Annotated in this window: 27 protein-coding genes; 9 read left to right on the top strand and 18 right to left on the bottom strand. The window is 67.5% G+C overall.

Features of this window, described 5'->3' with window-relative positions:
• Positions 1-6: 6 nt before the first annotated feature.
• The 7 genes from AB4Y64_RS16185 to AB4Y64_RS16155 all read right to left on the bottom strand — a co-directional run bounded on the left by AB4Y64_RS16185 (position 7) and on the right by AB4Y64_RS16155 (position 3,699).
• Positions 7-540, bottom strand: a complete 534-nt coding sequence (locus AB4Y64_RS16185) for an SRPBCC family protein (RefSeq protein WP_441817493.1) — start codon at positions 538-540, stop codon at positions 7-9.
• Between the two features lie 19 nt (positions 541-559).
• Positions 560-1,006, bottom strand: a complete 447-nt coding sequence (locus AB4Y64_RS16180; RefSeq protein WP_441817492.1) for a YciI family protein — start codon at positions 1,004-1,006, stop codon at positions 560-562.
• 28 nt (positions 1,007-1,034) lie between these two features.
• Positions 1,035-1,454, bottom strand: a complete 420-nt coding sequence (locus tag AB4Y64_RS16175) for a VOC family protein (protein ID WP_441817491.1) — start codon at positions 1,452-1,454, stop codon at positions 1,035-1,037.
• Complete coding sequence (locus tag AB4Y64_RS16170; protein WP_441817490.1) at positions 1,451-1,864, bottom strand: VOC family protein; 414 nt, start codon at positions 1,862-1,864, stop codon at positions 1,451-1,453. The genes AB4Y64_RS16175 and AB4Y64_RS16170 overlap by 4 nt, the downstream gene beginning before the upstream one ends.
• A 44-nt stretch (positions 1,865-1,908) precedes the next feature.
• On the bottom strand, positions 1,909-2,247 hold the full coding sequence (locus AB4Y64_RS16165; protein WP_441817489.1) for a YciI family protein: 339 nt from the start codon (positions 2,245-2,247) through the stop codon (positions 1,909-1,911).
• A gap of 43 nt (positions 2,248-2,290) precedes the next feature.
• Positions 2,291-2,722 carry a YciI family protein gene (locus tag AB4Y64_RS16160; RefSeq protein ID WP_441817488.1) on the bottom strand — a complete coding sequence of 144 codons (432 nt, stop codon included), beginning with the start codon at positions 2,720-2,722 and terminating at the stop codon, positions 2,291-2,293.
• Positions 2,723-2,814: 92 nt separating this feature from the next.
• Positions 2,815-3,699, bottom strand: coding sequence for a LysR substrate-binding domain-containing protein (locus AB4Y64_RS16155; RefSeq protein ID WP_441817487.1), 885 nt, complete (start codon positions 3,697-3,699; stop codon positions 2,815-2,817).
• A 143-nt stretch (positions 3,700-3,842) separates the two neighbouring features.
• Between AB4Y64_RS16155 and AB4Y64_RS16150 the strand changes: the two genes are divergently transcribed.
• From AB4Y64_RS16150 to AB4Y64_RS16140, 3 genes are all read left to right on the top strand, one after another.
• Entirely contained in the window at positions 3,843-4,244 is a 402-nt protein-coding gene (locus AB4Y64_RS16150; protein ID WP_441817486.1) for a cupin domain-containing protein, read from the top strand.
• Between the two features lie 72 nt (positions 4,245-4,316).
• Positions 4,317-5,213: a DMT family transporter gene (locus AB4Y64_RS16145; protein WP_441817485.1), complete on the top strand. Its 897-nt coding sequence runs from the start codon at positions 4,317-4,319 to the stop codon at positions 5,211-5,213.
• A gap of 91 nt (positions 5,214-5,304) precedes the next feature.
• Complete coding sequence (locus AB4Y64_RS16140; RefSeq protein WP_441817484.1) at positions 5,305-6,189, top strand: cyclase family protein; 885 nt, start codon at positions 5,305-5,307, stop codon at positions 6,187-6,189.
• Here the strand turns inward: AB4Y64_RS16140 and AB4Y64_RS16135 are convergent.
• From AB4Y64_RS16135 to AB4Y64_RS16115, 5 genes are all read right to left on the bottom strand, one after another.
• Positions 6,184-7,473, bottom strand: coding sequence for an NTP/NDP exchange transporter (locus AB4Y64_RS16135; protein WP_441817483.1), 1,290 nt, complete (start codon positions 7,471-7,473; stop codon positions 6,184-6,186). The two genes, AB4Y64_RS16140 and AB4Y64_RS16135, sit on opposite strands and share 6 nt — an antisense overlap.
• Positions 7,474-7,476: 3 nt before the next feature.
• Entirely contained in the window at positions 7,477-8,436 is a 960-nt protein-coding gene (locus AB4Y64_RS16130) for an aldo/keto reductase (protein WP_441817482.1), read from the bottom strand.
• 117 nt (positions 8,437-8,553) lie between these two features.
• Positions 8,554-9,375, bottom strand: a complete 822-nt coding sequence (locus tag AB4Y64_RS16125; RefSeq protein WP_441817481.1) for a DUF72 domain-containing protein — start codon at positions 9,373-9,375, stop codon at positions 8,554-8,556.
• 3 nt (positions 9,376-9,378) lie between these two features.
• Positions 9,379-9,807 (bottom strand): VOC family protein, encoded by a 429-nt coding sequence (locus AB4Y64_RS16120; protein WP_441817480.1) that lies wholly within the window; start codon positions 9,805-9,807, stop codon positions 9,379-9,381.
• 109 nt (positions 9,808-9,916) lie between these two features.
• On the bottom strand, positions 9,917-11,734 hold the full coding sequence (locus AB4Y64_RS16115; RefSeq protein ID WP_441817555.1) for a DUF885 domain-containing protein: 1,818 nt from the start codon (positions 11,732-11,734) through the stop codon (positions 9,917-9,919).
• A gap of 216 nt (positions 11,735-11,950) precedes the next feature.
• On the opposite strand from AB4Y64_RS16115, the gene AB4Y64_RS16110 reads away from it, so the two are divergent.
• Positions 11,951-13,921, top strand: a complete 1,971-nt coding sequence (locus AB4Y64_RS16110) for an alpha/beta hydrolase family protein (protein WP_441817479.1) — start codon at positions 11,951-11,953, stop codon at positions 13,919-13,921.
• Here the strand turns inward: AB4Y64_RS16110 and fdhD are convergent.
• Genes fdhD through AB4Y64_RS16095 form a run of 3 tightly spaced genes read right to left on the bottom strand, consistent with a single transcriptional unit; the run spans position 13,874 to position 17,189 of the window.
• Positions 13,874-14,689: a formate dehydrogenase accessory sulfurtransferase FdhD gene (fdhD, locus tag AB4Y64_RS16105; RefSeq protein ID WP_441817478.1), complete on the bottom strand. Its 816-nt coding sequence runs from the start codon at positions 14,687-14,689 to the stop codon at positions 13,874-13,876. The genes AB4Y64_RS16110 and fdhD overlap by 48 nt on opposite strands.
• Positions 14,674-14,910, bottom strand: a complete 237-nt coding sequence (locus AB4Y64_RS16100) for a helix-turn-helix domain-containing protein (protein ID WP_441817477.1) — start codon at positions 14,908-14,910, stop codon at positions 14,674-14,676. The genes fdhD and AB4Y64_RS16100 overlap by 16 nt, the downstream gene beginning before the upstream one ends.
• Positions 14,907-17,189 carry an FdhF/YdeP family oxidoreductase gene (locus tag AB4Y64_RS16095; RefSeq protein ID WP_441817476.1) on the bottom strand — a complete coding sequence of 761 codons (2,283 nt, stop codon included), beginning with the start codon at positions 17,187-17,189 and terminating at the stop codon, positions 14,907-14,909. The genes AB4Y64_RS16100 and AB4Y64_RS16095 overlap by 4 nt, the downstream gene beginning before the upstream one ends.
• 127 nt (positions 17,190-17,316) lie before the next feature.
• Between AB4Y64_RS16095 and AB4Y64_RS16090 the strand changes: the two genes are divergently transcribed.
• Positions 17,317-18,117: a DUF4349 domain-containing protein gene (locus tag AB4Y64_RS16090; RefSeq protein WP_441817475.1), complete on the top strand. Its 801-nt coding sequence runs from the start codon at positions 17,317-17,319 to the stop codon at positions 18,115-18,117.
• Between the two features lies 1 nt (position 18,118).
• Positions 18,119-19,018, top strand: a complete 900-nt coding sequence (locus AB4Y64_RS16085) for a DUF2785 domain-containing protein (protein WP_441817474.1) — start codon at positions 18,119-18,121, stop codon at positions 19,016-19,018.
• Between the two features lie 22 nt (positions 19,019-19,040).
• Here AB4Y64_RS16085 and AB4Y64_RS16080 read toward each other — a convergent pair whose 3' ends face one another.
• Positions 19,041-19,334 carry a hypothetical protein gene (locus AB4Y64_RS16080; protein ID WP_241918785.1) on the bottom strand — a complete coding sequence of 98 codons (294 nt, stop codon included), beginning with the start codon at positions 19,332-19,334 and terminating at the stop codon, positions 19,041-19,043.
• Positions 19,335-19,458: 124 nt separating this feature from the next.
• Here AB4Y64_RS16080 and speG point away from each other — a divergent pair, with 124 nt between their 5' ends.
• Complete coding sequence (speG, locus tag AB4Y64_RS16075) at positions 19,459-20,031, top strand: spermidine N1-acetyltransferase (RefSeq protein WP_441817473.1); 573 nt, start codon at positions 19,459-19,461, stop codon at positions 20,029-20,031.
• 63 nt (positions 20,032-20,094) lie between these two features.
• On the opposite strand, the gene AB4Y64_RS16070 is transcribed toward speG, so the two are convergent.
• Together AB4Y64_RS16070 and AB4Y64_RS16065 are read right to left on the bottom strand one after the other, a co-directional pair.
• A complete protein-coding gene (locus AB4Y64_RS16070; RefSeq protein ID WP_441817472.1) occupies positions 20,095-21,099 on the bottom strand; it encodes a peptidylprolyl isomerase in 1,005 nt (334 codons plus the stop codon).
• 128 nt (positions 21,100-21,227) lie between these two features.
• Positions 21,228-21,581, bottom strand: coding sequence for a hypothetical protein (locus tag AB4Y64_RS16065; protein ID WP_441817471.1), 354 nt, complete (start codon positions 21,579-21,581; stop codon positions 21,228-21,230).
• A 185-nt stretch (positions 21,582-21,766) separates the two neighbouring features.
• On the opposite strand from AB4Y64_RS16065, the gene AB4Y64_RS16060 reads away from it, so the two are divergent.
• Together AB4Y64_RS16060 and AB4Y64_RS16055 are read left to right on the top strand one after the other, a co-directional pair.
• Positions 21,767-22,129, top strand: coding sequence for a PadR family transcriptional regulator (locus AB4Y64_RS16060; protein WP_441817470.1), 363 nt, complete (start codon positions 21,767-21,769; stop codon positions 22,127-22,129).
• Positions 22,126-23,052 carry a sensor domain-containing protein gene (locus AB4Y64_RS16055; protein ID WP_441817469.1) on the top strand — a complete coding sequence of 309 codons (927 nt, stop codon included), beginning with the start codon at positions 22,126-22,128 and terminating at the stop codon, positions 23,050-23,052. The genes AB4Y64_RS16060 and AB4Y64_RS16055 overlap by 4 nt, the downstream gene beginning before the upstream one ends.
• The last annotated feature ends 80 nt before the right edge of the window (positions 23,053-23,132 follow it).

Below are 23,132 nucleotides of genomic sequence, written 5' to 3'. Positions count from 1 at the left end.
GTAGCATCAGCTGCCGCGCTCGGACAACTGCCTGAGATTGTCCAGGCCGGCTTCGAAGTCCTTGCCGATCATCCGGTCCATGTTCACGAACACGCTGAACAGCTTGGACATGTACGGCTGGTCGCCGTTCATCGACCAGGTCACGTCGCTGCCGTTGCCTTGCGGGACGATGGTGAACTGCGCAGTGCTGCGCGCCTGCATCGGGCGGCTGAAGTCGAGCTGGATCTCGATCCGCGACGACGGCACCGACTGCACGATCTCCATCCGCCCTGCGCCGGCCTTGCTGTTGCCATCCCAGCGGTAGGTGGCGCCGGTGCCCTGCGCCGCGCCGCCGATCTCGCGCTGCATCTGCGGATCGAGCTTCTCGTACGGCGACCACGCCTGCCAGCGGCGGAAATCGTTGATCTGCGCGAATACCTGCTCCGGCGGCGCCTGGATATGGGCGCGGCGTTCGACGCGGAAGGTGTCGGGGCGGGTCGCGGCGAAGAGCAGGACGGCCGCAATCAACACGACGACGGCTATGGCGATGAACTTGAACATGCGTGGCTCCGTTAGGGGGTCAATGTTTCGGTTTCGAATCGATGGGTGTGGGCGGTCCGGCGTGCTGCTGCATCTGCTCGAATCCCGCCGCGGCCTTCTGCACATCGGCGGGGAAGTCGGCCATTTCCTGCACCTGCCGGACCTCGATCACTTCGTTGTTGGAAGCCGGGCAGCGCGAGGCCCAGGCGATGGCCTCCTCGCGCGACTTCACCTGGATCATCCAGTAGCCGCCCAGCACTTCCCGGGCTTCGCTGAAGGGGCCGTCGGTGACATGCGGCTTGCCATCCGTGAAGCTGACGCGCGCGCCCATCGACGGCGGGTGCAGCCCATCGAGGGCGAGCAGCACGCCGGCCTTCTGCAGCGATTCGTTGTATTTCATCATTGCCGAGACGGCATCGGCGTCGGGCATCGTCCCCGGCTCGGCGGACTCGTAGCCCTTGGGGATCATCAGCATCATGAATCGCATGGCGGCGGCTCCCGTGGCGGTGGGTGGATCAGCAGTTGGCCGGCACGGCGCCGGGTTTCATGTGGATGAACTCCCACAGGTGGCCGTCCAGGTCCTCGAAGCCGTGTCCGTACATGAAACCCTGGTCGCTGGCGTCGAAGTGCGTCTTCGCGCCGGCGGCCACGGCCTTGGCGACGATGCTGTCGACCGCGTTGCTGCTGTCCATCGACAGGCACACGATCGCCTCGGTGGACCGGGTCGCATCGCTGACCGGCTTGCGGGTGAAGGTCTGGAAGAACGCCTGCGTCAACAGCATCACGTAGATGCTGTCGGACACGACCATGCAGGCGCCCTGTTCGTTGGTGAAGTCGGGGTTGAAGGAATAGCCGAGCTTCTCGAAGAAGTCGACGGAACGGTCGAGGTCGCTGACCGGCAGGTTGACGTAGATCTGGCTGCCCATGGCGGTCATGCCTCGCGCTCGCAGTTGATCATCCACGACACGCCGAAGTGGTCGACGAGCATGCCGAAACTGACCGCCCAGAAGGTCTTCTCCAGCGCCATGACCACATGGCCCTTTTCCGACAGCGCCTTGAACACGCGCTCGGCCTCGGCCGCGGAGTCGACGTTGAGCGCGATCGCGCAGCCCTTGATGCCTTCGTAGTTGTCGGTCGGCATGCCATCCGACGCCATCAGCACCTGGTCGCCGACGTGCAGGCGCGCGTGCATGATCTTGTCGTGGTGGTCGGCCGGCACGTGGTCGCAGGCCGGGCTGTCACCAAATCTGGTGATGGGATCGAGCGTGCCGCCAAGCGCCTGCGCATAAAAGCGCATGGCGGCCTCGCAGTTGCCGTTGAAGGTGAGATAGGCGTTGATCTTCATGGGACGTCCTTGAGAGTGGAGTGGGGATGGAGGGGGTGAAAGGATCAGTCGGCGCCGGCGACGCGGTGGATCTCCGACACACCGTTGCCGGCGATGGCGAGGAACTTGTGGGTGGCATCGAGCGCGGCTTCTTCCGAGGGCAACCGCATCAGCGCGAACCCGGCAATGACTTCCTTGCTTTCGCTGAAGGGTCCGTCGGTGACCGTGTAGTGGCTGTCGTTGCGGCGCACGCGCGTGGGCCTGGCGAACAGGCCGCCAGTGGCGAGCAGTTCACCGGCAGCGCGGCTACGCTCGATGAAAGCCTGCATCTCCTGCATGTGGTCGTCGCAACCAGGTTGCGTGGCCTGCGCGGCGTCCGGCGTGTAGAGCATCAGGAACTGCATGGGGAAGCCTGGTGTCTTGGGAGGGGAAGGAGAGGGGAGCGGATCACTGGCGCGCGGCGATCTGTTCGCGCAGGCGGTCTTCCTGGGCGCGCAGCTCCGGCGTGAATTCGGCGCCGAAGTCGCAGGCCTCGAAGATCTGGCGGATCTCGATCTCGCACGGCTCGTCGCCGTCGAACAACGCAGGCGCGCGCTTGACCCACTCGACCGCCTCGGCCAGAGAGCCGGTCTGGAACAGCCAGTAGCCGGCGATGAGTTCCTTGGACTCGGCGAACGGGCCGTCGATGACGGTGCGCTGCTTGCCGGAGAACCGCACGCGGGCGCCCTTGCTGCTGGGGTGCAGCCCTTCGCCGCCGACCATCACGCCGGCCTTCACCAGTTCTTCGTTGTACTGGCCCATCTGGGTCAGCAGTTCTTCGCTCGGCATCACGCCGGCTTCCGAGTCCGCATTGGCGCGGACGATCACCATGAAGCGCATCGTCGTCTCCTGTTTTTCGAACCGCCGCAGTGGGGCTCTTGTCAGGACGACGAACGGGGGCGGGCGGGATCGACACGCCCGCAGAGTTTTTTTCAGTCCGTCGGCAGCGCCAGCAGCCAGTCCACGAACGTCTGTGCCGCTGCGCGCAGCCGGCGGTGCGACGGGTAGACGATGTAGTAGCCCCAGCGCGCCTTCACGGTCGGCACCGGCAAGCGCTGCAGGCGCCCGCTCTCCAGGTATGGCACGACGATGCGCGAACGGGCCAGTGCGATGCCCATGCCAAACGCCGCGGCATTCATCGCATCGGTGCTGTCGCTGAAGGTCAGCCGCTCCTCGAACTTGGCCCCGTGCACGCCGGCGGCACGGAACCAGTCGTGCCAGCCCTGGCGCGAGTGGTCGGAGATCAGCGGGTGCCCGGCCAGGTCGGAGGCCTGGGTGATCCCTTGCAGCCCGGGATAGGCCGGCGAGATCACCGGCAGCAGCCCTTCGTCCATCAGGAAGTGCGCGGTCAATCCGGCCCAGTGCCCGGGTCCGTGGCGGATGCCGAAATCCGGGCCGGGGTCATCGAAGCGGGCCAGCGCGACCTCGGTATCGACGCTCAAGCGCAGGTGCGGGTGGGCATCGGTGAACGCCGCCAGTCGCGGCAGCAGCCAGGTGTAGGTCAGCGAGTGCAGGGTGGTGAAGCGGATGCGGTCGCTGTCCTCGCGGCCCAGTTGCAGGCTGCGCAATACACCGTCGACATCGGCCAGGGCGCTGCCGGCGGCATCGGCCAGCTTGCGGCCCTCGGCGGTCAGGGCGACCCCGCGCGCATGGCGCTGGAACAGCGCCACCCCGAGCCGCGACTCCAGCTTGCGGACGTGGTGGCTGACCGCGCTGGCGGTCAGGTGCAGCTCCTCGGCGGCGTGGGCGAAGTTCTGGTGCCGGGCCGCCGATTCGAATGCCGTCAGGGCCGGCAGCCAGTCCGCGCGCAGTGCCATGTCGAGCCTCAAATATGGTTTGTGTCTGACAGCCAAAGTATGCGCTTGTGCGGCGCGCGGACGGAATCACAATAGCGATCTGGCAAGAGCCAGATTAGTCGATGGGCGCCGACCCGGCCCCGGAACGCAGGAGCGGGAAGACAATGGGCCAGCTGCACGAAGTCATGGCGGTATCACGGATGCAGGCGCTGTCGATCGATGCCGTACCGGCGATCGAGGTCGGCCCGGGCTGCCTGCGCCGCGACCTGCCGGCCGGCCCCGGCCTGCGCATGTGGGTGGTCGAAATGGCGCCCGGCGCGGAGTGGCCGGTGCTGGATCATCACGAGACCGGCGAGTCCTACTACGTCATCAGCGGCGAAGTGATCGAGGGCGAGTCCCGTCACGGCGCCGGGACATACGTGTACTTCGCGCCCGACAGCCGGCACCGTCCGCGCACCGAAACCGGCGTGCAGATGATCGGCGTCAACCTTCGTTACGCTTCGTTCCTTGCTGCCGGCGGCAGCCCCGAATCGATCACGCATTGCTACCACCCGACGCAGGGCTGATCCGCCCGCGCGCTGGCCTTCGTTCCCGCACACGTCCTCCCCCACGAGTACGTCCTCATCAAGAGGTTTGGCATGACCAGCATTGCATCTGCTTCGACGCTTCCCGACACGCAAGAGCGCGGCTGGATCACGCCGCTGGAACTGGGCGTGCTTGGCGCCATCTGGGGCGGCTCGTTCCTGTTCATGCGCGTGGCCGTCGGCGACTTCGGCGCGATGGCGCTGGTGGAGATGCGCCTGGCGCTGGGCTCGCTGGTCCTGCTGCCGTTCCTGTTGCGCGCGCGCTCGCAGTTCCCGGCGCGGTTGTGGCCGAAGATAGCGATCATCGGCGCGCTGAATTCGGCGATGCCGTTCATGCTGTTCGCGTGGGCGGCGAAGTCCGCGCCGGCCGGCGTGGGCGCGATCACCAATGCGATGACGGTGCTGTTCACCGCGCTGGTCGGTTTCCTGTTCTTCGGCGAGAAGATCGGCTCGCGCCGCGCGATCGCGCTGCTTGTCGGCTTCCTCGGCGTGGTGGTGCTGGCGAGCGACAAGACTGCCGGCGCCAGCATCGGCTGGGCGGTGGCGGCCGGTGCCGGCGCGTCGTTCCTGTACGGCCTCGGCCTCAACCTGGTGCGCCGCCACCTGACCGGCCTGCCGCCGGCGGCCGTGGCCTCGGCGACGCTCGGCACCTCGGCGCTGCTGACGCTGCCGTTCGCCATCGCCAACTGGCCGACGCATGCCATCGCGACGAAGTCGTGGCTGTCGGCGGGCATGCTCGGCGTGCTCTGTACCGGCCTGGCATTCGTCATGTATTACCGCCTGATCGCCCGGATCGGCGCAGGTCGCGCCTCGACTGTGACCTACCTGATCCCGGTGTTCGGCGTGGCGTGGGCCTGGATGCTGCTGGACGAGCCGCTGACGCTGAAGATGGGCATTGCCGGCGCGATGATCCTGGGCAGCGTGGCCCTGAGCCAGCGCACAGCGAAGTGACGCATTGGCCCGTGCGCTCCACGCACGGCTTTGCCAATGCGTCATCCCGGCGAAAGCCGGGATCCACCACACAATCCATGGAACGGACCCCATGCCCGACAAGCGCGTAGTTTTCGACTTCGACCTGGAATTCACCAACGGCGGCGGCATCCAGGGCCAGGACTTCCGCCTCGACATCGATGGCGACGACATCGCCGATGCGGCCCTGGTCGACTACATCGTCCGCGACCTGCGCCTGTTGATGGTCGGCCCCGCCCGCATCCTCAACAAGAAGATCATCACCGAGCCGCACAAGCGCAAGGCGGAAAGCGCATCAAGCGGCCGCGTGTACGTCGACCTCAGCCACGTGATCGAGGACGGCCTGGTCACCTACCCCGGCCTGCCGGCGGCACGCGTCTGCGACTACCTCAGCCGCGAGCAATCGCGCGAGAAGTACGCGGCGGGCACGCAGTTCCAGATCGCGAAGATCGAGATGGTCGCCAACACCGGCACCTACATCGACTGCCCGTCGCACCGGTACGCGCACGGCAAGGATCTGTCGCAAGTGAGAATCGCGGCGTTCGCCGACCTCGACGGCATCGTCGTCCGTGCCGACCATCGCGAAGTCCGCGCCATCGAAGCTTCCTGGTTCCGCGACAAGGAACTGCGCGGCCGCGCCGTGCTCGTCCACACCGGCTGGGACGCCCATTGGCGCGAAGCCGCCTACGCCGTCGACCACCCGTTCCTGACCGAAGACGCGGCCGCCTATCTGCGCGACTGCGGCGTCGCCCTGGTCGGCATCGACTCGATGAACATCGACGACACCCGCGGCGGCGAACGTCCGGTGCACACGACCCTGCTGGGTGCCGACATCCTCATCGTCGAGCACCTGTGCAACCTGTCGGCGCTGCCGGACGAAGGCTTCGCCTTCAGCGCGATCCCGCCGAAGGTGAAGGGCGCGGGCACGTTCCCCGTGCGCGCGATGGCGCGGCTATAGCTCGTCCGGCTCGTCGGCAATCCGTGCCTGCGCACGCGCCAGGCTCGCACCCGTCACCGCCCAGGCCAGGGCGATGGCCGCGCCCACCAGCGCTGCGATGGCCGGCTGCTGCGCGAGCATGTCGACGAACGTCTTGGCCCAGCCACTGACCGCATCGGCGCCGCGGTAAACCACCGAGTCGATGAAACTCTTGGCCTTGTACTTGGCCTCGGTCGGGACGACGGTGAACAGCATCTCGCGGCCCGGCCGGACGAAGGCGTACTCGCCGAATCGTCGCACCACCATCACCACCGCCATCACCGCGAACGTCGGCGCCAGCGCGAGCCAGAGGAAGCCGAGCATGGTCACCAGCGGTACCGCGACCAGCAGCGCACCCAGCCCCAGTCGTTGCACCAGGCGCCCGGTGAGGAACAGCTGCGAGGCGATGGTCAGACTCTGCACGATCACATCGATCGTGCCGAACACCTGCGTCTGGTCGGCGCGGTCGGGGAAGCGCAGTTCGATCAGGCGCGCCTGTTCGAAGTAGAGGAAGGTGCTGACGCTGGCCAGCAACAGCACGAACGCGGAAATGCCGAGCAGGTAGGGCGAGCGCATCACCGTGGTGATGCCGGCCAGCGGGCTGCCCCCGAGCGGGCGCGCACGCGCGCCGGCGGTGAGTTCCTCGCGCACGGGATGGGCGTCGCGCCAGCGTTGCAGGTGGCGCGCGGCGAAGATGGCCGCGACCAGCAGCGCTGCCGCCAGCCACAGCAGCCCGGCGTGGCCGATCTGCTCCACCAGCGCGATGCCCAGCAGCGGCCCGACCAGTCCGCCGAGGCTGGCGCCGGCGGCCATCAGCGCGAACACACGCTTGGCCTGTGCGGTCGGGAACAGGTCCACGCACACGCTCCACACCACCGACACCGCGATCAGGTTGAACACCGAGATCCAGATGTAGAACGTGCGCGCGACCCACAGGTTCTCGGGATCGGCCTGGAAGCACAGCGCGAACACCACCAGGTTGGCGGCGAAGAAACCGAACGTCCACGGCAGGATGTGTCGCCGCTGCACCTTGGCCGCGATCCAGCCGAACAGCGGCATCACCGCCAGCGTCGCGACGAAGGTGCCGGTGAACAGCCACTGCAGGTTGTCGACGCCACCGGCGACGCCCATGGTCTCGCGCACCGGCCGCAGCATGAAATAGCCGGCGAACAGCAGGAAGAAGACCAGGGCCCCGGCCAGCACCGGCGGCGTTTCCTCTTCGGTCACGCCGAAGAGGGCGGCGATCTTGTGGGTCCAGTTCGCCATCCGTCAGGCCAGCGCCGCGACCAGCGCGTCGCGCTGCTTTGCGTCGAGCAGCTCGCCGGTGCCCGCCTTCAGGTTGTCGGTCTGATGGCGCGCCTTGGACGTGGCCGGTATCACCACCGTCACCGCCGGATGGCTGAGGACGAACTTGAGGATCAGCTGCGCCCACGAATCGGCGCCGACCTCGGCCGCCCACGCCGGCAGCGGCTTGTCGCGCGTCTGCGAAATCAGCTGGCCGTCCTCGAAGGCGCGGTTGATCATCACCGCGATGCCCAGCTCCTGCGCCAGCGGGAAGATCGCCTTCTCGGCCCCGCGCGACACCGGCGAGTAGTTGATCTGCACCCAGTCGGGCTTGTACTGGCGCATTTCCTCGGCCAATTGCGACTGGCCTTCCTCGCGGTAATGGGTAAGGCCGACGTAGCGGGTCTTGCCTTGCTGCTTCAACTCGCGCGCCACTCCAATCTGCGTGGCCGTGTCGCGCAGGTTGTGGACCTGCAGCAGTTCGACCTTGTCGGTCTTGAGCCGGCGCAGCGAATCCTCGAACTGGGCCAGGCCCTGGTCCCTGCCGCTGACGCCCGACAGCTTGGTGGCGATGAACAGTTTCTCGCGTGCCCGGGCGTCGGCGACCAGGTCGCCGAGCACGTCTTCGGCGGTGGAGTAGGTCGGGGCGGTGTCGATGAGCCTGCCGCCGGCCGCGACGAAGGTGTCGAGCACTTCGCGCAACTGTGCGCGCGCCGGCGGTTCGGAACCGACCTCGAAACTGCCGGACGTGCCCATGCCGATGACGGGGATCTTCTCGCCGCTCGATGGCACCGCGCGCGTAATCAGCGGGCCCTTGAACGGCGGCGGCGCGGCGTCGGTCGCCGCGCCCGGTTCGGTTTCCTTGCTGCACGCCGCCAAGGGCGCGAAGGCGATGCCTGCGGCTGTCAGGGCGGCGGTGGAAATGAACTCGCGACGGTTGCTCATGGCGTGATCTCTTCCGGCACAGGAGGACGGATTGTGACCCTGTTGCGAGCGCGCCGGGAGAGTGCCGATTGGCAGGGATCGGCCATGCCCCGGGTTTCGACGGGAGGCAGCTCGCCCTCAGGCCCCCAGCCGGCGCAGCAACGCCATCGCCGCTGCCGGATTGCGCTCCTTGGCGGCGCTGATGAAATAGACGAACACATCACGCTTCCCGGCCCCGGCCTGCTGCGCTGCAAGGTACGGCAGGTCGGCCGGTTGCCCGCCCTGCGCCCATTCGCGCGCACGCGCCGTCCAGCGGTCGAGTTCGGCATCGGGATAGCCGTCGGGGATGTCGCTGCGCGTCTGCATCAGCCGCGCGTAGACGAAGTCGGCGGTGACGTCGGCGAACGATGGATGCTCGGACGAGTCGGTGAACACGCCGGCAAAACCATGCTTGCGCAGCAGCGTCACATAGTCCTGGTCGACGAATGCCGGGTCGCGCACGTCGAGGACATGGCGCAGCCGCCGACCTCCCACTTCGGCAGGAAGCAGGGCGAGGAATTCGGCAAAAACGTCGCGCTGCAGCGGCGGTCCCTGGTCGAATTGCCAGACGATCGGCCCGAGCCGGTCGCCGAGCGAGGCGATGCCGCCGAGGAAGTCCTCGATCTGCGGGCCGGTCTTGACCAGCGTGCGCGACTGCATGATCCGCATCGGCGCCTTGGCCGAGAACAGGAAACCCTCGGGCGTTTCCGCGGCCCACTTGGCGTAGGTCGCCGGTTTCTGCGAACCGTAGAAGGTGCCGTTGACCTCGATCGCGCTCAGGTGGCGGCTGGCGTATTCGAGCTCGCGCCGCTGCACCAGACCTTTCGGGTAGAAGTTGTCGCGCCATGGCGCGTAGGTCCAGCCGCCGACACCGGCACGGATGCCATCGACCGCCTTGGGACCGCTGCCGAACTCATCCATCGCTCAGGCGTCCTTCCACGGATCGTAGGTGCCGAACCACCACAGATGGCCTTCGAGGTCGCGACAGGCGTAACCGCGGCCGCCATAAGGCTGGTCGGCGATGTCGATCACGATCTGCGCGCCGCACTTCGTCGCCTGCGCGTAGTGGGCGTCGGCGTCGACGACGATCACGCAGATGCTCTGCGTGGCGCGCTGTCCGGTTTCGTCGGGATGGATCATCAGCTTCGACCAGTCGCCGTCCTTGTTGGCCGAGCCGAGCATGATCATGCCCCTTCCGGTGCCGGTGCCATGGACGAGCTGGGCGTGGAGGACGACATCGCCGTCGGCGTAGACGGCATTGCGCTGGAAGCCGAACGCGTCGCACAGCCAGTCGATGGCCTTGGGGGCGTCGCGGTAGACCAGGGTGGGGATGACCGTGCTGCCGGGGGACATGGCGGGTTCCTCGCGTGGGAACCGGGAGGATAGCGGAAACGAAAGCCCCTCTCCCGCGTGCGGGAGAGGGGTTGGGCGCTTGCGGAAGCGGAGCGCGTGGGTCAGAACGTCACTTGATCGGTTCGTCCAGCATCATTTCGCGGACGAAACGTACCGGCGGCGCGCCGTACGACAGCACCTGGTCGTGGTAGGCCTTGGCGTTGAACTTGTCGCCGAGCTTGGCCTCCACCGCCTTGCGCATGTCGAAGTGCTCCTGCGCACCGACGAAGTACGTCGGCAGCTGCGCCGAGGTCAGCTGCGCACGCACCCACTTGCCGGCCGCTTCACGCTCCTGCTGGAACGCCTGCTTCGTCATCAGCTCCATCGCCTGCTCGCGGCTCCAGTTGTCCACGTGCACGCCCTGGTCGAGGATCGCGTTGGCGATCGTGCGCAGGTAGAACTTGAGCTGCACCAGGCGGAACAGCGGGTCGTTATCGAGATAGCCCGCGTCGGCCATCATGTCCTCGGTGTAGACCGCCCAGCCTTCGGCGAACAGGCCCGAACGCAACACCGAACGCAGCGTCGAATGCGACTTGGCCGAATGCGCGCCTTCCAGGTAGTGGCCCGGCATCGCCTCGTGGATCGACAGCAGGTGGATCATGCGGCTGTTGTATTCGCGCAGGAACGAATCGGCCTGCTTGTCGTCCCAGTCGTCGGGAATCGGCGAGATCGCGTAGTAGGTGTCCAGGCCCTTGTCGAGCGGACCGGGCGAATCGCAGTAGGCAACGGCGACGCCGCGCTGGAATTCCGGCATCAGGATGATCTTGACCGGGTCGTTGGGCACGGTGACCAGGTCGTGCTTGCGGGTGAAGTCGGTCGCCTCGGCCAGGGTCTTCTTGGCGAAATCGACCACCTCGTTGCGTGCCGGCTTGTCGGCGTAGGCCAGTTCGAGTGCGGCCTCGATCGCCTTCTGCTGCTGGTCGGCGTTCGGGTTGGCCGGGAGCTCGGGCGCGTTCGGCTTGTCCTTGAGCACGGTCTGGGCGACGGCGTACATCTCGCCGCGCACGCGCTTGAGCTCGGACTCGGCGCGCTGCTTGATCTGCGCACGCGACAGCGAGGAGTTCAGCGAGAACTGCAGCTTCTCGTCATACAGCGTCTGGCCGATGCGGAAGTCGCCCTTGGCGTTGGGCACCAGGGTCTTGTCGAGCCAGGTCTGCTGCTCGGCGACGGCCTTGCGCAGGCCGGCGATGGCGGCGTCGAGCTGCTTGCGGTCCTCGCCCTTGAGCTGGTCGGCGTTGGGGACGATGAAGGTGTCGATCAGGCTGAGCACGCCGGCGTTCTGCTTGGCGACGGTCTCGGCGTGGATCGACGGCACCCGTGCCGGGTCCAGATTCTCGCGCATCTGCGCGTAGATGCCCGGGATCTTCTGCATGCGCGCGGTGGCCGACTTCAGCCGCTGCGGCATCGGCGCGAAGTCGCGCGCCATCAGGTTGTAGATCGCGCCACCGGCCAGGCCGCTGTAGACCTGCGGATCCCAGGCCCAGCTCTGCAGCGTCTCGATGCCCCAGATGTCGCCGCGGATCTGGTTGCGCAGGATCGATGCGTCGATCTGGTTCTCGCGCGAGAGCTTGCTGGTGTCGATCGCATCGAGCTCGGTCAGCAGCTTCTTGCTGAAGTCGACCAGCTTGGTGCGGCCGGCCGCGCTGAGGTCGTCGACCTCGCTGTCGAAGTCGTGCTTGCCGATCTGCGTGGCGCTGACCGGGTTGAGCTGCAGCCAGCCGTCGAGCCAGCGCTGCGACAGCTCGGCGAAGCGTGCATCGGTGGCGGCATCGGAGGCAGGGGCGGCAGGCGCCGTGGCGGCGGTGTCGGCCGGAGCCGGCGGGGTCTGCGGCTGGCAGGCGGCCAGGGTCGCGCTGAGCACGGCGACGGCGAGAAGGGGGGGGCGCAACGAACGCATGGCAGGTCTCGGAACAGGCGGCAGGCCGCGATCTCCCCAGAGTATCGCCAGTGGCGACCCGGCGGCATGGGCCGTTGGTTGAGTCGGGCGCCGACGACCTTGCCGAATCTGTCGCCCTGCCGCCCTGGGTCCTGTCGCGCGACCGGCGTGGCGCGCTAGAGTCGCGGCCAGGAAGGCCCCGGGGAGGGGTCGGGGATTGGGGAAAGGATGAGCAAGCTCAGGATGGCCGCGGCGCTGCTGCTGGCCGGGTTCAACTGTGCGTGGCCGGCGACCACGTCGGCAGCGTCGCCGGCCGCGCCGGCAAGGCCGGCTGCACCGGCGCTCGACGATTTCCTGCGCCTTGCGCAGTTCGAATCGATGACCCTGTCGCCCCGCGGCGACTACCTGGCCGCGCGGGTGCCGCTGGAAGAGCGAACGGTGATGGTCATCCTGCGCGCAAGCGACCTGAAGATCGTTGCCACGCTGGATCCGGGCAAGGACGGCTTCGTCGACTCCGGATTCTGGGTGTCCGATACCCGCCTGTTCGCATCGGTCTCGATGCGCTTTGGCTCGCTCGAACAGCCCTACCGTTTGCCCAACCAGTACACACTCGACGTCGACGGTCGTAGCGGTCGGGCATTCGAAGGTTATGTGATCGACCCGTTGATCGACGATCCGGAGCACGTGCTGACCGCCGACTGCCGCAAGGTCACCCTCGGCCATTGCTGGACGCGCGTGCGCAAGGCGCGCACCGATGGCCTGGGCCAGCGCGAGGAGATCGTCGATGCGCCGGTGCCGGACGCCGACTTCCTCGCCGACCGTGCCGGCACCGTGCGCTTCAGCTGGAACCGCGACGACGACGATCGCCAGCAGGTCTTCCTGCTGCGCGATGGTCAGTGGCAATCGATCAATGACGAGGCCGTGTCCGGGATCGAAACCACGCCGATCGGCACCAGCTACGACCGCCGTTATGGCTTTCTCTGGAGCGAGCGGCTCAAGGGCGGCGACGTCATCGAACGCATCGACCTGCAGACGGGCGCCCGCGACACCGTGGCCGGCGACGACAACGAGGATCCGCAGGCGCTGGTGTGGTCGTTCGACGGGCACGAGCCCATCGGCGCCGTCTACGGCGGGATGAAGCCGCGCATCGCCTTCTTCGACGAAAGCCATCCGCACGCCGCGCTGTCGCGCGAGCTGATCCAGACGTTCCCCGGCGAGCTGGCGCGCGTGACCAGCGCCAGTCGCGACGGGCGCAAGGTGCTGGTGACGGTGCAGAGCGCGGTAGAGCCTGCGCGCTACTACCTGCTCGAACCGGCCAGTGGCGACATGAAACTGCTGGCGCGGACTCGGCCGTGGCTGCAGGCGGCGTCGATGCGGCCGGTGGAAGCGGTGCGGTTCAAGGCCCGCGATGGCCTTGAAATCGCCGGCTGGCTCAACCGGCCGCAGGGCGACGGATTGCATCCGCTGGTGCTGATGCCGCACGGCGGGCCCTTCGGCGTGTCCGACAGCTGGACCTACAACGACGACGCACAGCTGCTGGCGACGCACGGCTACGCGGTGCTGCGGGTGAACTTCCGCGGCTCCGACGGGCGCGGCCGCAGCTTCGAGGAGGCGGGCTACCGACAATGGGGGCGCGCCATGCAGGACGACATCACAGACGCCACGCACTGGGCGATCGAGCATGCCGGCGTGGATCCATCGCGCATCTGCATCTGGGGAGAAAGTTACGGCGGCTACGCCGCGCTGATGGGCGCGGTGCGCGAGCCGGGCACGTACCGCTGCGTGATCGGCATGGCCGGCCCCTACGACCTGCCGACCATATTCGATTGGGGCGATACGCACCGCTCGCGATGGGGGCGCACTTACCTCACCAGGGTCCTCGGCGACGACATGGCGAAGTTGCGCGATGCGTCGCCCTCGGCGCATGCCGACCGGATCGATGCGCGCGTGATGCTGGTGCAGGGCATGCGCGACGACCGCGTGTCGCCACAGCACCTGCGCAAGATGCGCGCGGCCCTGGAGGCGCAGGGGATCAGGTTCCGCGGCTATTTCCCGTCAGATGAAACGCACGGATTCTACGACGCGAAGAATCGCAGGAAATACTACGAGTCGGTGCTGGAATTCCTCGCCGGCAGCTTTATCGTCGCGCCGTCATGGAGCGCCGGCGATGCCACCGGCGTGGGCGTAGACGTTAAGTAACTCGCCGCGTGCAAACGCCGCCAAGGTGATGCCGGCCGCTTCGGCGGTGCGTATGGCCAGGTCGGTCGGGGCGGAAATGGCCACGACCACGGCGATGCCGGCGGTCGCCGCCTTGTGCACGATCTCGTAGGAGGCGCGCGAGGTGATGACGAGGAATCCGTCCTGCGCACGCAATGGCGGGTCCTGCGCCGCCATCGCGCCGATCAGCTTGTCGAGTGCGTTGTGGCGGCCGACGTCCTCGCGCACCAGCAGCCGCCCGGCATGGGCGAAGCCGGCCGCGTGCACGCCGCCGCTGTGCTGGTTCAGCGGTTGCTGACTGGCAAGGGCGGCCAGTGCGGCCTGGATCGTCGCCATGCCCACCGGCGCGGGCGCGGCAACGCGTGGTACCGGGCGCAGGGCCGCCTGCAACGACTCGACGCCGCACAGACCGCATCCGCTGCGGCCTTCCATCCCGCGACGCCGATCCTGCAGAGCGTCGAAGCGGGCCTGTGGAATGGCCGCGTGCAGGGAAATTCCCTGCTCGTGGCGGACGACATCGACGAGGCGGAACTCGCCCGCGCTGGCGACGATGCCTTCGCTGAGGGCGAAGCCCAGGGCGAAGTCGGGCAGCGATTCGGGTGTGGCCATCATCACCACGAACGGCTCGCCGTTGTACAGCAGCGCCACCGGCGTTTCGACGATGACGCGGTCGTCGTGCGGCGTGCGCGTGTCGCCGCGCAGGCGCAGCGCCTGCACGTCGCTCAGAGGTTCGCTTACACGGTCCCGCATAGTTGCCGCCCCCGCGAGGTGAGCCACAACACGGTGCGCTCGCCATCCTCGCGCGGCTCCACCAGATCCAGCCCGTCGAAGCGCGGATCGCTGCCCAGTGCCGACAGCAGGCGCTGCAGTTCGCTCAGGCTCATTCCCAGGCGCTTGGCGACGCGATGGATCGACTGACCGTCCTCCTGCGCGAGCAGTTGCAGCAGCGCCAGGGCGGTGTCCTCGCTCATGCCGCCTGACTCCGGCCAAGGCGCACCGGGATCGATTTCGATGCCGGCGTGCGTGCACGCTCGGCGTGATGATCGAGCGGAACCAGCGCATTGGTCTCGGGGAAGTAACTGGCCAGGCAGCCTTCGGGAATGTCGTACTCGACCAGGCGGAAGGCGGTCACGGTGCGCTCGCCGTCGGCCCATACCGATGTGATGTCGACCAGCTCGCCATCCTGGAAACCCAGGCGCTCGAGGTCGGCGGCATTGATGAAGCAGACCCGACGCAGGCCGTGCACGCCGCGGTAGCGATCGTCGAGGCCGTAGATGGTGGTGTTGTACTGGTCGTGCGAGCGGACGGTCATCAGCGTGAACAGCTTGCCCTCACCCCGATCGCTCTCCCGCTCGCGGGCGCGGGAGTCAGGCGTGAGCGCGCGCGTGAGCGCATGCGTGTGGAACGTCGCCTTGCCGCTGGCCGTCGGGAATTCGCGCTCGCGTCCGGGATGGCGGAGGTGGAAGCCGCCGGAGGCACGCACGCGAGTATTGAAATCCTCGAAGCCATCGATCACGCGGGCGATGCGGTCGCGGATGCGGTCGTAATCCTCGACCAGCCACAGCCACGGCGTGCGGCTGTGCGGCAAGGTCGCCGCCGCCAGGCGCGCCACGATCGCCGGCTCCGACAGCAACTGCTCCGACGCCGGCGGGTTCATCCCCGACGACAGGTGCACCATGCTCATCGAGTCCTCCACCGTCACCGCCTGCGGGCCCGACGCCTGCAGATCGATCTCGGTGCGGCCCAGGCACGGCAGGATCAGCGCCTGGCGCCCGTGCACCAGATGCGAGCGGTTGAGCTTGGTGCTGACATGCACGGTGAGCTGGCAGCGGCGCAGTGCATCGATCACGCGGGCGCTGTCGGGCGTGGCCGCGGCGAAGTTGCCGCCCATGGCGAAGAACACACCGGCGCGACCGTCGTGCATGGCCTCGATCGCGGCGATGGTGTCGTGGCCATGCGCGCGGGGCGGCTGGAAGTCGAACTCGGCGCCGAGGCGGTCGAGGAATCGCGGCGAGGGTTGCTCGTAGATGCCCATCGTGCGGTCGCCCTGCACGTTGGAGTGGCCACGCACCGGGCACGGGCCTGCGCCGGGCCGGCCGATGTTGCCGCGCAGGAGCAGCAGGTTGGCCAGCATCTGGATCGTGGCGACGCTGCGCGCATGCTGGGTGATGCCCATGCCCCAGCACAGGATCGTCGCCGGGCTGTCGATGTAGGTCTGCGCGGCCTGTTCGAGCTCGGCGCGGCCGAGGCCGGACTCGCGTTCCAGTTCATCCCAGGCGGTTGCGCGCAGGTCGGCGGCGAAGTCGTCGAAGCAACTGGTGTGGGTGGCGATGAAATCGGCATCGACTGCATCGCGCTCGACCACCACCTTGCACAGCGCCGTCGCCACCGCGAGGTCGCCGCCTATGCGGGGCTGGTGGTACTCCGAGGCGATGCGCGTGCCACTGCCGCCGAGCATGTCCGCTGGCGATTGCGGGTTGGCGAAGCGTTCCAGTCCACGTTCGCGCAGCGGGTTGAACACCACGATGCGGCAGCCACGGCGCGCCGCGGTGCGCAGCTCGCCGAGCATGCGCGGATGGTTGGTGCCGGGGTTCTGGCCGAAGATGAAGATCGCATCGGCGTGCTCGAAATCCTCGAGCGTGACCGAGCCCTTGCCGCTGCCGAGCTGCTCGGTCAGCGCCACGCCTGACGCTTCGTGGCACATGTTCGAGCAATCGGGCAGGTTGTTGGTGCCGTACTCGCGCACGAACAGCTGGTACAGGAAGGCGGCCTCGTTGGAGGTGCGGCCGGAGGTGTAGAAGATCGCCTCGTCGGGCGAGGGCAGGGCGTTGAGCGCTTCGGCCACCAGCGCGAATGCGCCGTCCCAATCGAGCGGCCGGTAGTGGTCGCTGGCCGGGTCATAGATCATCGGCTCGGTCAGGCGGCCCTGTGCTTCGAGCAGGCGGTCTTCCCACTGCGCCAGTTCGCTGACGCTGTTGGCGGCGAAGAATTCCCGCGTCACCCGTTTCGAGGTGGCTTCGTTGGCGACCGCCTTGACCCCGTTTTCGCAGAACTCGAACGTCGAGTGCACATTGCGGTCGGGCCAGGCACAGCCCGGGCAGTCGAACCCGCGCGGCTGGTTGGCGCGCAACAGGGTGTTGGCGCCCTTGACCAGCACCTGCTGCTCGCGCAGCGCATGCCAGGAGCTCCTGAGCGCATCCCAGCCGCCGGCAGGCTTGTCGTAGGGGTCGATGGGTTTGTTGTCGGTCATCGCTGCAGTGATCGTGTGCCGGCGGTCAGCCCGCATGCGCCGATGATAGGCCGGTTGTGGCAACAGGCACGCATCCGCTCGTGGCATAGTCGCGCCGTTCATTCGACGAGGGGCGGGGATGCCGAACATGGCGCGGAACGGAATGCGGCTCGGGGTCCTGTTGCCAGCCCTGCTGGCGATGCTGGTCGCACTGGTGGCCTGCAGTGAAAAGCGTGACGCAATGGACGCCGGCGGGTCGGCCTCGGCGCGGCCCACCGCCAACCGTGCCGGATCGATGCTGGCCTATGAACACGATGTCTCGATCTGGCTGGCGGCCGAACAGATTCCGCAGCGGCTGAAGACGGTCCAGGACGCCTGCAACAGCCAGCGCCTGGGCGACTGCACGGTACTCGACGTCGATCAGCAGGCCGGCGACTCGCCCAACGCCAGCCTGACCGTGCGTGTGGCACCGGCCGGTGTCGAACCGCTGGTTGCGATGGCCGGCAAGGATGGCGAAGTCGGCCACCGCCGCACCCATGCCGAAGACCTGGCCGTTGCGGTGCGCGACAACGACCTGCAGCGGCAGCGCCTGCAGAACGAACGCAGCCAGCTCCAGGCCTTCCAGCAACGCCGCGACCTAGCCGTGGCCGACATGATCGCGCTGTCGCGGCAGTTGGCCGATGTCGACGCGCAGTTGCAGGCGGCCGAGCAGGAAGGGGCGCAGCACCGCATGCGCATCGACACGCAGAAGCTGACGATCTCGTTCTTCCCGCCATCGTCACAAAGCGGTCGCGGCGAGATTGGCCAGGCGCTGCGCGATTTCGGCCAGACGCTGGCCGTGGGCACGGCGTGGACGATCCGCGCCGCCGCATTCCTGATCCCGCTGGCGGTCGTGCTGTTGATCGCGGCCTGGGCATGGCGGCGACTGCGCCGTCGGGGAGGGTATTGAGATGTGGCGTACACGTGCGTCTATCGCGCTGCTGTTGTTGCTGTCGTCGATCCCGGTGGCTGCCAATGCGGAGGCGTGCCCGCCCGCGGGCTGGGGCCGCGACCTGCTTGAAGCCTTGAAGCAATCGCAGTTCGCGCTTGCCGATGCCGGTGAACGCGCCACGCTCGCCATGGGTCTGCTCGACTGCCTCGGCGAAACCGACCCGCAACTGCGCGACGGCATCGCCTTCGAAGGCCTGTCGGCATGGATGCGCAAGGGCGAACTGACGCCTGAAACGCTGCGACCGATGCGCGAACGTCTGTACGCGATGCTCGCCGAGCCCGACCCTGCTGGCGTGCGCTGGCCGTTCGCGGCGCTGGTGCTGTCGGAGGTGGCGCGCACCGATCGCATCGCGCCGTGGATGACCCCGGCCGAGCGCGCGACGATGGTGGTGCGCGCGAGCGTGTACTTCGAGTCGGTGCGTGATTACCGCGGTTTCGAGCCGGATGTCGGCTGGCGCCACGGCGTTGCCCACGGTGCCGACTGGCTGATGCAGCTGAGCCTGAATCCGGCGCTGGACGCGCCGCAGATGAATCGCATCGTCGATGCGGTCGCGGTGCAGGTCGTTCCAGCCAGTGCCCACGCCTACGTCTTCGGCGAGCCGCAGCGGATGGCGGCGCCGGTGCTGTATGCCGCGCAGCGCGGCATCCGCGACGAGGCGGCCTGGTCGGCCTGGTTCGCCGCCCTGCTGCCGCGCTTGGGCGATCCGTCGCTGGCCTGGCGCGACAGCGCATGGCTGGCGCGCCGCCACGATCTGAACGCGTTCCTGGAAGCGCTCTACGTCGAGGCCGACCTGTCGCAGGACAAAGGCGTGAAAGCGCTGCTGCCCGGGATCGCCACGGCCCTCAAGGCGTTGCCCTGAGGCCACAGGCCGATCCGCGCGGTCAGTCCTCCTCGGTGTCGAATTCCACCAGCACGTCGAGGTCGAAGGCGAGCGCCTCGACCGCGTCGCGCACGCGTGCAGCGGTCGCCAGGTTGGGCGCCTCTATCTCCAGCGCGTGCTGGCCCGGACCCTGGTCGTCGATTAGGCCGGCGGAACTGGAATCGTCGTCGTCCAGGTGCGACATCAGGTCATCGACCTCTTCGATGTGCTCGATGCCGTCCAGGCTCGTCAGGAGGTTGCTGATGGCGCGGACACTGTCGTCGCTGCCGGTCACTCGAAGACGCATCAAGGGCATGGCGCGGACCTTGCGGAGGGGGACGCTGGCAGGCTATTGAGCGGCGGGATAAGACCGCGTGATGGCGCGCCGGTTGCGCACCGGTTGCGCCAGGATGTCACGACGATGGAGTAGGGTTGCGGGCATGGATACCAGGACCCCACCGGCCGGCGTTACCCTGCGACCGCTGGAGCGCGGCGACCTGCATTTCGTCCACGTGCTCAACAACAACCGCAGCGTGATGGGCTACTGGTTCGAGGAACCGTACGAATCGTTCGTCGAGCTGGAAGAGTTGTACCGCAAGCACATCCATGACCAGTCCGAGCGCCGCTTCATCGTCGAGGACGGCGCGCACGAGCGCGTCGGGCTGGTGGAACTGGTCGAGATCGACCACCTGCACCGGCGCGCCGAATTCCTGATCATGATCTCGCCCGAACAGCAGAACCACGGGTACGCCCGCGAGGCGACGCGGCTGGCGATCAACTACGCCTTCCGCGTGCTGAACCTCTACAAGCTCTACCTGCTGGTCGACGTCGACAACGACCGCGCGATCAGGATCTACGACGAAGCCGGCTTCCGCCGCGAAGGCGTATTGATCGAGGAGTTCTTCAGCGACGGCCGCTACCACGACGTGGTGCGGATGTGCCTGTTCCAGAATGAGGTGCTGCAGAACGAGGTGCTGACAGGCGAACCGAGGCAGCAGCGGACAAAAACCTAGCGCGTCATGCTGCCCCGGCCGTCGTCCCGGCGAACGCCGGGACCCATGCTTCCCCGGGCGCGATCAGCCCTTCTTGGTCTTCGGCTTCGCCTTGGCCTTCGGTGCCGGCGCCGGCTTCACCGGGTTCGCCGGCGGTGCACGCGTGGGCAGCGGTACGTTGCACAGGTCGATGTGGCCGGCCATGTGCTTGTACCACTCGTCGCGACGGTTGCGCCGCGACTCGACCAGGTCGGTGAACAGCGGCGTGTCGGTGCGCAGCAACTCGATGGCCTCGCGATCCTTCTTCGGCACATCGGCGGCCAGGCGCACCGAGCGGATCGGCGTGCGCTGTGCCGGGTTCTCATAGAACCCCAGCGGGCCGGTGCCGCGCGGCAGCACCGACAGCAGCTCGATGCCCTTGATGACGCGGCCGACGACGGTGATGTTGCGGTCGAGCTGGCGCGGCGACTGGCCGGTCACCACATACAGTTCGGTGGCGTTGCTGGAATCGGCGGCGACATCGCGGCCGGCGCCGACGGTGCCGTAGCAATGCGCCATCCAGGCCGTGTTGGTGGCCGGATCGCGGCCGGCCGGGAAGCCGTTGGAGAAGCCTACCTCCGGTGCCCATCCATCGCTGTCGGGCAGGCGGTCGAAGGCCAGGCCATCGGCCTTGCGTGCGAACTCCGCCGGCAGCTTGGGCTTGGTGCCGCGGCCCATCGGCTTGCGGTCCTTGTCCTCTTCGGCCGGGTCGCCCCACTGCACGACGAAGTTGTCCTGCGAACGGTTGATGCTCATCGCGTTCCAGTAGCCGTTCTTGGCCATCGCGCGGATGTTGGCGACGTGCGCCGGGGCGAAGGCCGGGGCCAGCTCTATCACGACACGGCCGCTGTCGAGGTCGACGTACAGCGTGTTCTTCGGGTCAGGCACGCGCCAGTCCGACGGCGCCGATGCATCGATGATCTCCTGCATCGAACGGACCTTCGCTGCCGGTGCTGCCGGCTCCGGGACGGCGGCAACGGCAGGAATGGCGGTCATTGCGGCAAGCAGCGCCGACGACAGCACGGCATTGCGCCACATACGCGACTTCATTGGCTTCGACACGATGGAACCCCCGGAGATGAACAGGCCGATTCTGGCCCAGCACCCGCGCCACCACCAGCCCTTTCGGCTGCGCAGGCGCGCCGATGGTCAGGATATCGACCGGGGTCGCAGATCGATCAGGACGATGCGCCGTTGGAGGCTCGCTTGCGCGTTACCTTCTTGGCGGTCTTCTTCGTTGCCTTTGTTGCAACCTTCTTCGTCGCCTTGCGGGCGGCTTTCTTCGTGGCCTTCTTTGCCGCCTTCTTTGCCGGCCGTTTCGCGGCTTTCTTCGTCGCCTTCTTCGTCGCCTTCTTCGCGGTCTTGCGGCCGGAGCCGGACTTCTTGCCGCCGCCGTCCTGCTTGTTGACCGTCGCCCAGGCGATGCGCTCGGCCGCCTCTTCGGAGCGGCCCTGCTGGCGCTCGCTGTCTTCGATGTGTTCGGCCTGGCGCTTCTGCTTGTCGGTGTAGGCGGACTTGTCACCCCGTGGCATCGCGATGCTCTCCTCGCCGCCTGCAGTGCGGCGCAGGCCATGCATAACAGGGTGGCGGTGGAGGCGGCGGCAACGGCCTGAACGGGGGTATTACTAATGGCAGGTTCTGTATATAGAACTTGATAGTAGTGTTGCCACCAGCATAGCGGGGCCCCCGACCCGCACCATTCCGTGGACACCGCGCCATGACCGATCTCGACATCCAGCTGCGCAAATTCCAGAAGGAGCTCAGTGCCGGCACCGTGTCGCTGGTGCTGCTGGCAGTGCTGGCCGCGGCGAGTGAGCCGATGTACGGCTACCAGATCGCCAAGCGCCTGGAACGCACCGAGGGCGTCCTGAGCGGCAAGCAGAGCGCGCTGTACCCGGTGTTGCGCAACCTCGGTGCCGCCGGCCTGCTCGACAGCCACGTCGAGCCGTCGATGGCGGGACCGCCCCGTCGTTACTACCAGATCACCGAAGCTGGCCGTGCGGTCCTGCAGGAATGGGTCACCGCCTGGCGCGCCACCCGTGATTCCGTCGATACCGTCCTTGAAGGACCTGACAAATGAACGCGTTCAATTCCAGCAGCGCCGGCCTGCCGACCACGATCCCCGAGTACCTCGAACACCTGCGCCGTTCCCTTGCCGGGGCCGATCCGGCGCTTGTGCAGGACGCGTTGTACGACGCCGAGGAATACCTGCGTTCGGAACTGGCCGAGAACCCCGGCAGGACCGAGGCCGAGGTGATCGTGGCAGTCGCCAGCAGCTATGGCGCGCCGGAGGAGGTCGCCGACATCTATCGCGACACCGAGGTCAAGGTGCAGACCGCATTGCGACCGCCGGCGCCGCCGCCGCGCAAGTCGATGCTGGGCCAGTTCTTCGGCGTGATCGCCGAGCCGCGCACGTACGGTGCGCTGTTCTACATGCTGCTGTCGCTGGCCACCGGCATCTTCTACTTCACCTGGGTGGTGACGGGCATCTCGATGTCTGCCGGCCTTGGCGTGCTGATCATCGGCATCCCGTTCGTGATCCTGTACTTCGGTTCGGTGAAGATGCTGTCGCTGGTCGAGGGCCGCATCGTCGAGACCATGCTGGGCGAGCGCATGCCGCGCCGTCCCCTCTATGGCAGCCGCGGCCAGCCGTTGCTGGAGCGCATCAAGGACCTCTTCATCGACCCGCGCACGTGGGCGACGCAGCTGTATTTCCTGATGATGCTGCCGCTGGGGATCTTGTACTTCACGGTGACGGTGGTTGGCCTGACCGTGTCGCTGTCGATGATTGCCGCGCCGATCGCACTGCTGCTGGGCTTCGGCTCGCACCTGTACGTCGACGACATCATGGTGTTCGGCGCATCCGAGCCGTGGCTGTGGCCGCTGGTGATCGTCGGTGGCGTGCTGCTGCTGTTCGCAACGATGCACCTGGTGCGCCTGTTCGGGCAGCTGCATGGCCTGCTGGCCAAGCACATGCTGGTCAAGACGGCGCAGTACAGCTGATGCTGTAGCAAGAGCAAATGGATCCCGGCGTCCGCCGGGATGACGGTCGGCAAGTGGTTCCCGGCGTTCGCCGGGATGAC

The sequence above is a fragment of the Lysobacter sp. TAF61 genome (assembly GCF_052113485.1).
Classification (GTDB): domain Bacteria; phylum Pseudomonadota; class Gammaproteobacteria; order Xanthomonadales; family Xanthomonadaceae; genus Lysobacter_J.
Note: the sequence above shows the minus strand (reverse complement) of the source record. Positions and strands in the feature narration are given on the sequence as shown.

Bases quoted from the DNA above. Each gene is read 5' to 3' on its own strand.
- AB4Y64_RS16170 (WP_441817490.1), bottom strand. From the start codon at position 1,864: ATGAAGATCAACGCCTATCTCACCTTCAACGGCAACTGCGAGGCCGCC.
- AB4Y64_RS16165 (WP_441817489.1), bottom strand. From the start codon at position 2,247: ATGCAGTTCCTGATGCTCTACACGCCGGACGCCGCGCAGGCCACGCAA.
- AB4Y64_RS16160 (WP_441817488.1), bottom strand. From the start codon at position 2,722: ATGCGCTTCATGGTGATCGTCCGCGCCAATGCGGACTCGGAAGCCGGC.
- AB4Y64_RS16065 (WP_441817471.1), bottom strand. From the start codon at position 21,581: ATGCCACGGGGTGACAAGTCCGCCTACACCGACAAGCAGAAGCGCCAG.
- AB4Y64_RS16155 (WP_441817487.1), bottom strand. From the start codon at position 3,699: ATGGCACTGCGCGCGGACTGGCTGCCGGCCCTGACGGCATTCGAATCG.
- AB4Y64_RS16150 (WP_441817486.1), top strand. From the start codon at position 3,843: ATGGGCCAGCTGCACGAAGTCATGGCGGTATCACGGATGCAGGCGCTG.
- AB4Y64_RS16100 (WP_441817477.1), bottom strand. From the start codon at position 14,910: ATGAGCGAGGACACCGCCCTGGCGCTGCTGCAACTGCTCGCGCAGGAG.
- AB4Y64_RS16130 (WP_441817482.1), bottom strand. From the start codon at position 8,436: ATGAGCAACCGTCGCGAGTTCATTTCCACCGCCGCCCTGACAGCCGCA.
- AB4Y64_RS16175 (WP_441817491.1), bottom strand. From the start codon at position 1,454: ATGACCGCCATGGGCAGCCAGATCTACGTCAACCTGCCGGTCAGCGAC.
- speG (WP_441817473.1), top strand. From the start codon at position 19,459: ATGGATACCAGGACCCCACCGGCCGGCGTTACCCTGCGACCGCTGGAG.
- AB4Y64_RS16135 (WP_441817483.1), bottom strand. From the start codon at position 7,473: ATGGCGAACTGGACCCACAAGATCGCCGCCCTCTTCGGCGTGACCGAA.
- fdhD (WP_441817478.1), bottom strand. From the start codon at position 14,689: ATGCGGGACCGTGTAAGCGAACCTCTGAGCGACGTGCAGGCGCTGCGC.
- AB4Y64_RS16070 (WP_441817472.1), bottom strand. From the start codon at position 21,099: ATGAAGTCGCGTATGTGGCGCAATGCCGTGCTGTCGTCGGCGCTGCTT.
- AB4Y64_RS16120 (WP_441817480.1), bottom strand. From the start codon at position 9,807: ATGTCCCCCGGCAGCACGGTCATCCCCACCCTGGTCTACCGCGACGCC.
- AB4Y64_RS16090 (WP_441817475.1), top strand. From the start codon at position 17,317: ATGGCGCGGAACGGAATGCGGCTCGGGGTCCTGTTGCCAGCCCTGCTG.
- AB4Y64_RS16185 (WP_441817493.1), bottom strand. From the start codon at position 540: ATGTTCAAGTTCATCGCCATAGCCGTCGTCGTGTTGATTGCGGCCGTC.
- AB4Y64_RS16055 (WP_441817469.1), top strand. From the start codon at position 22,126: ATGAACGCGTTCAATTCCAGCAGCGCCGGCCTGCCGACCACGATCCCC.
- AB4Y64_RS16180 (WP_441817492.1), bottom strand. From the start codon at position 1,006: ATGCGATTCATGATGCTGATGATCCCCAAGGGCTACGAGTCCGCCGAG.
- AB4Y64_RS16060 (WP_441817470.1), top strand. From the start codon at position 21,767: ATGACCGATCTCGACATCCAGCTGCGCAAATTCCAGAAGGAGCTCAGT.
- AB4Y64_RS16140 (WP_441817484.1), top strand. From the start codon at position 5,305: ATGCCCGACAAGCGCGTAGTTTTCGACTTCGACCTGGAATTCACCAAC.
- AB4Y64_RS16125 (WP_441817481.1), bottom strand. From the start codon at position 9,375: ATGGATGAGTTCGGCAGCGGTCCCAAGGCGGTCGATGGCATCCGTGCC.
- AB4Y64_RS16080 (WP_241918785.1), bottom strand. From the start codon at position 19,334: ATGCCCTTGATGCGTCTTCGAGTGACCGGCAGCGACGACAGTGTCCGC.
- AB4Y64_RS16145 (WP_441817485.1), top strand. From the start codon at position 4,317: ATGACCAGCATTGCATCTGCTTCGACGCTTCCCGACACGCAAGAGCGC.
- AB4Y64_RS16085 (WP_441817474.1), top strand. From the start codon at position 18,119: ATGTGGCGTACACGTGCGTCTATCGCGCTGCTGTTGTTGCTGTCGTCG.
- AB4Y64_RS16095 (WP_441817476.1), bottom strand. From the start codon at position 17,189: ATGACCGACAACAAACCCATCGACCCCTACGACAAGCCTGCCGGCGGC.
- AB4Y64_RS16110 (WP_441817479.1), top strand. From the start codon at position 11,951: ATGAGCAAGCTCAGGATGGCCGCGGCGCTGCTGCTGGCCGGGTTCAAC.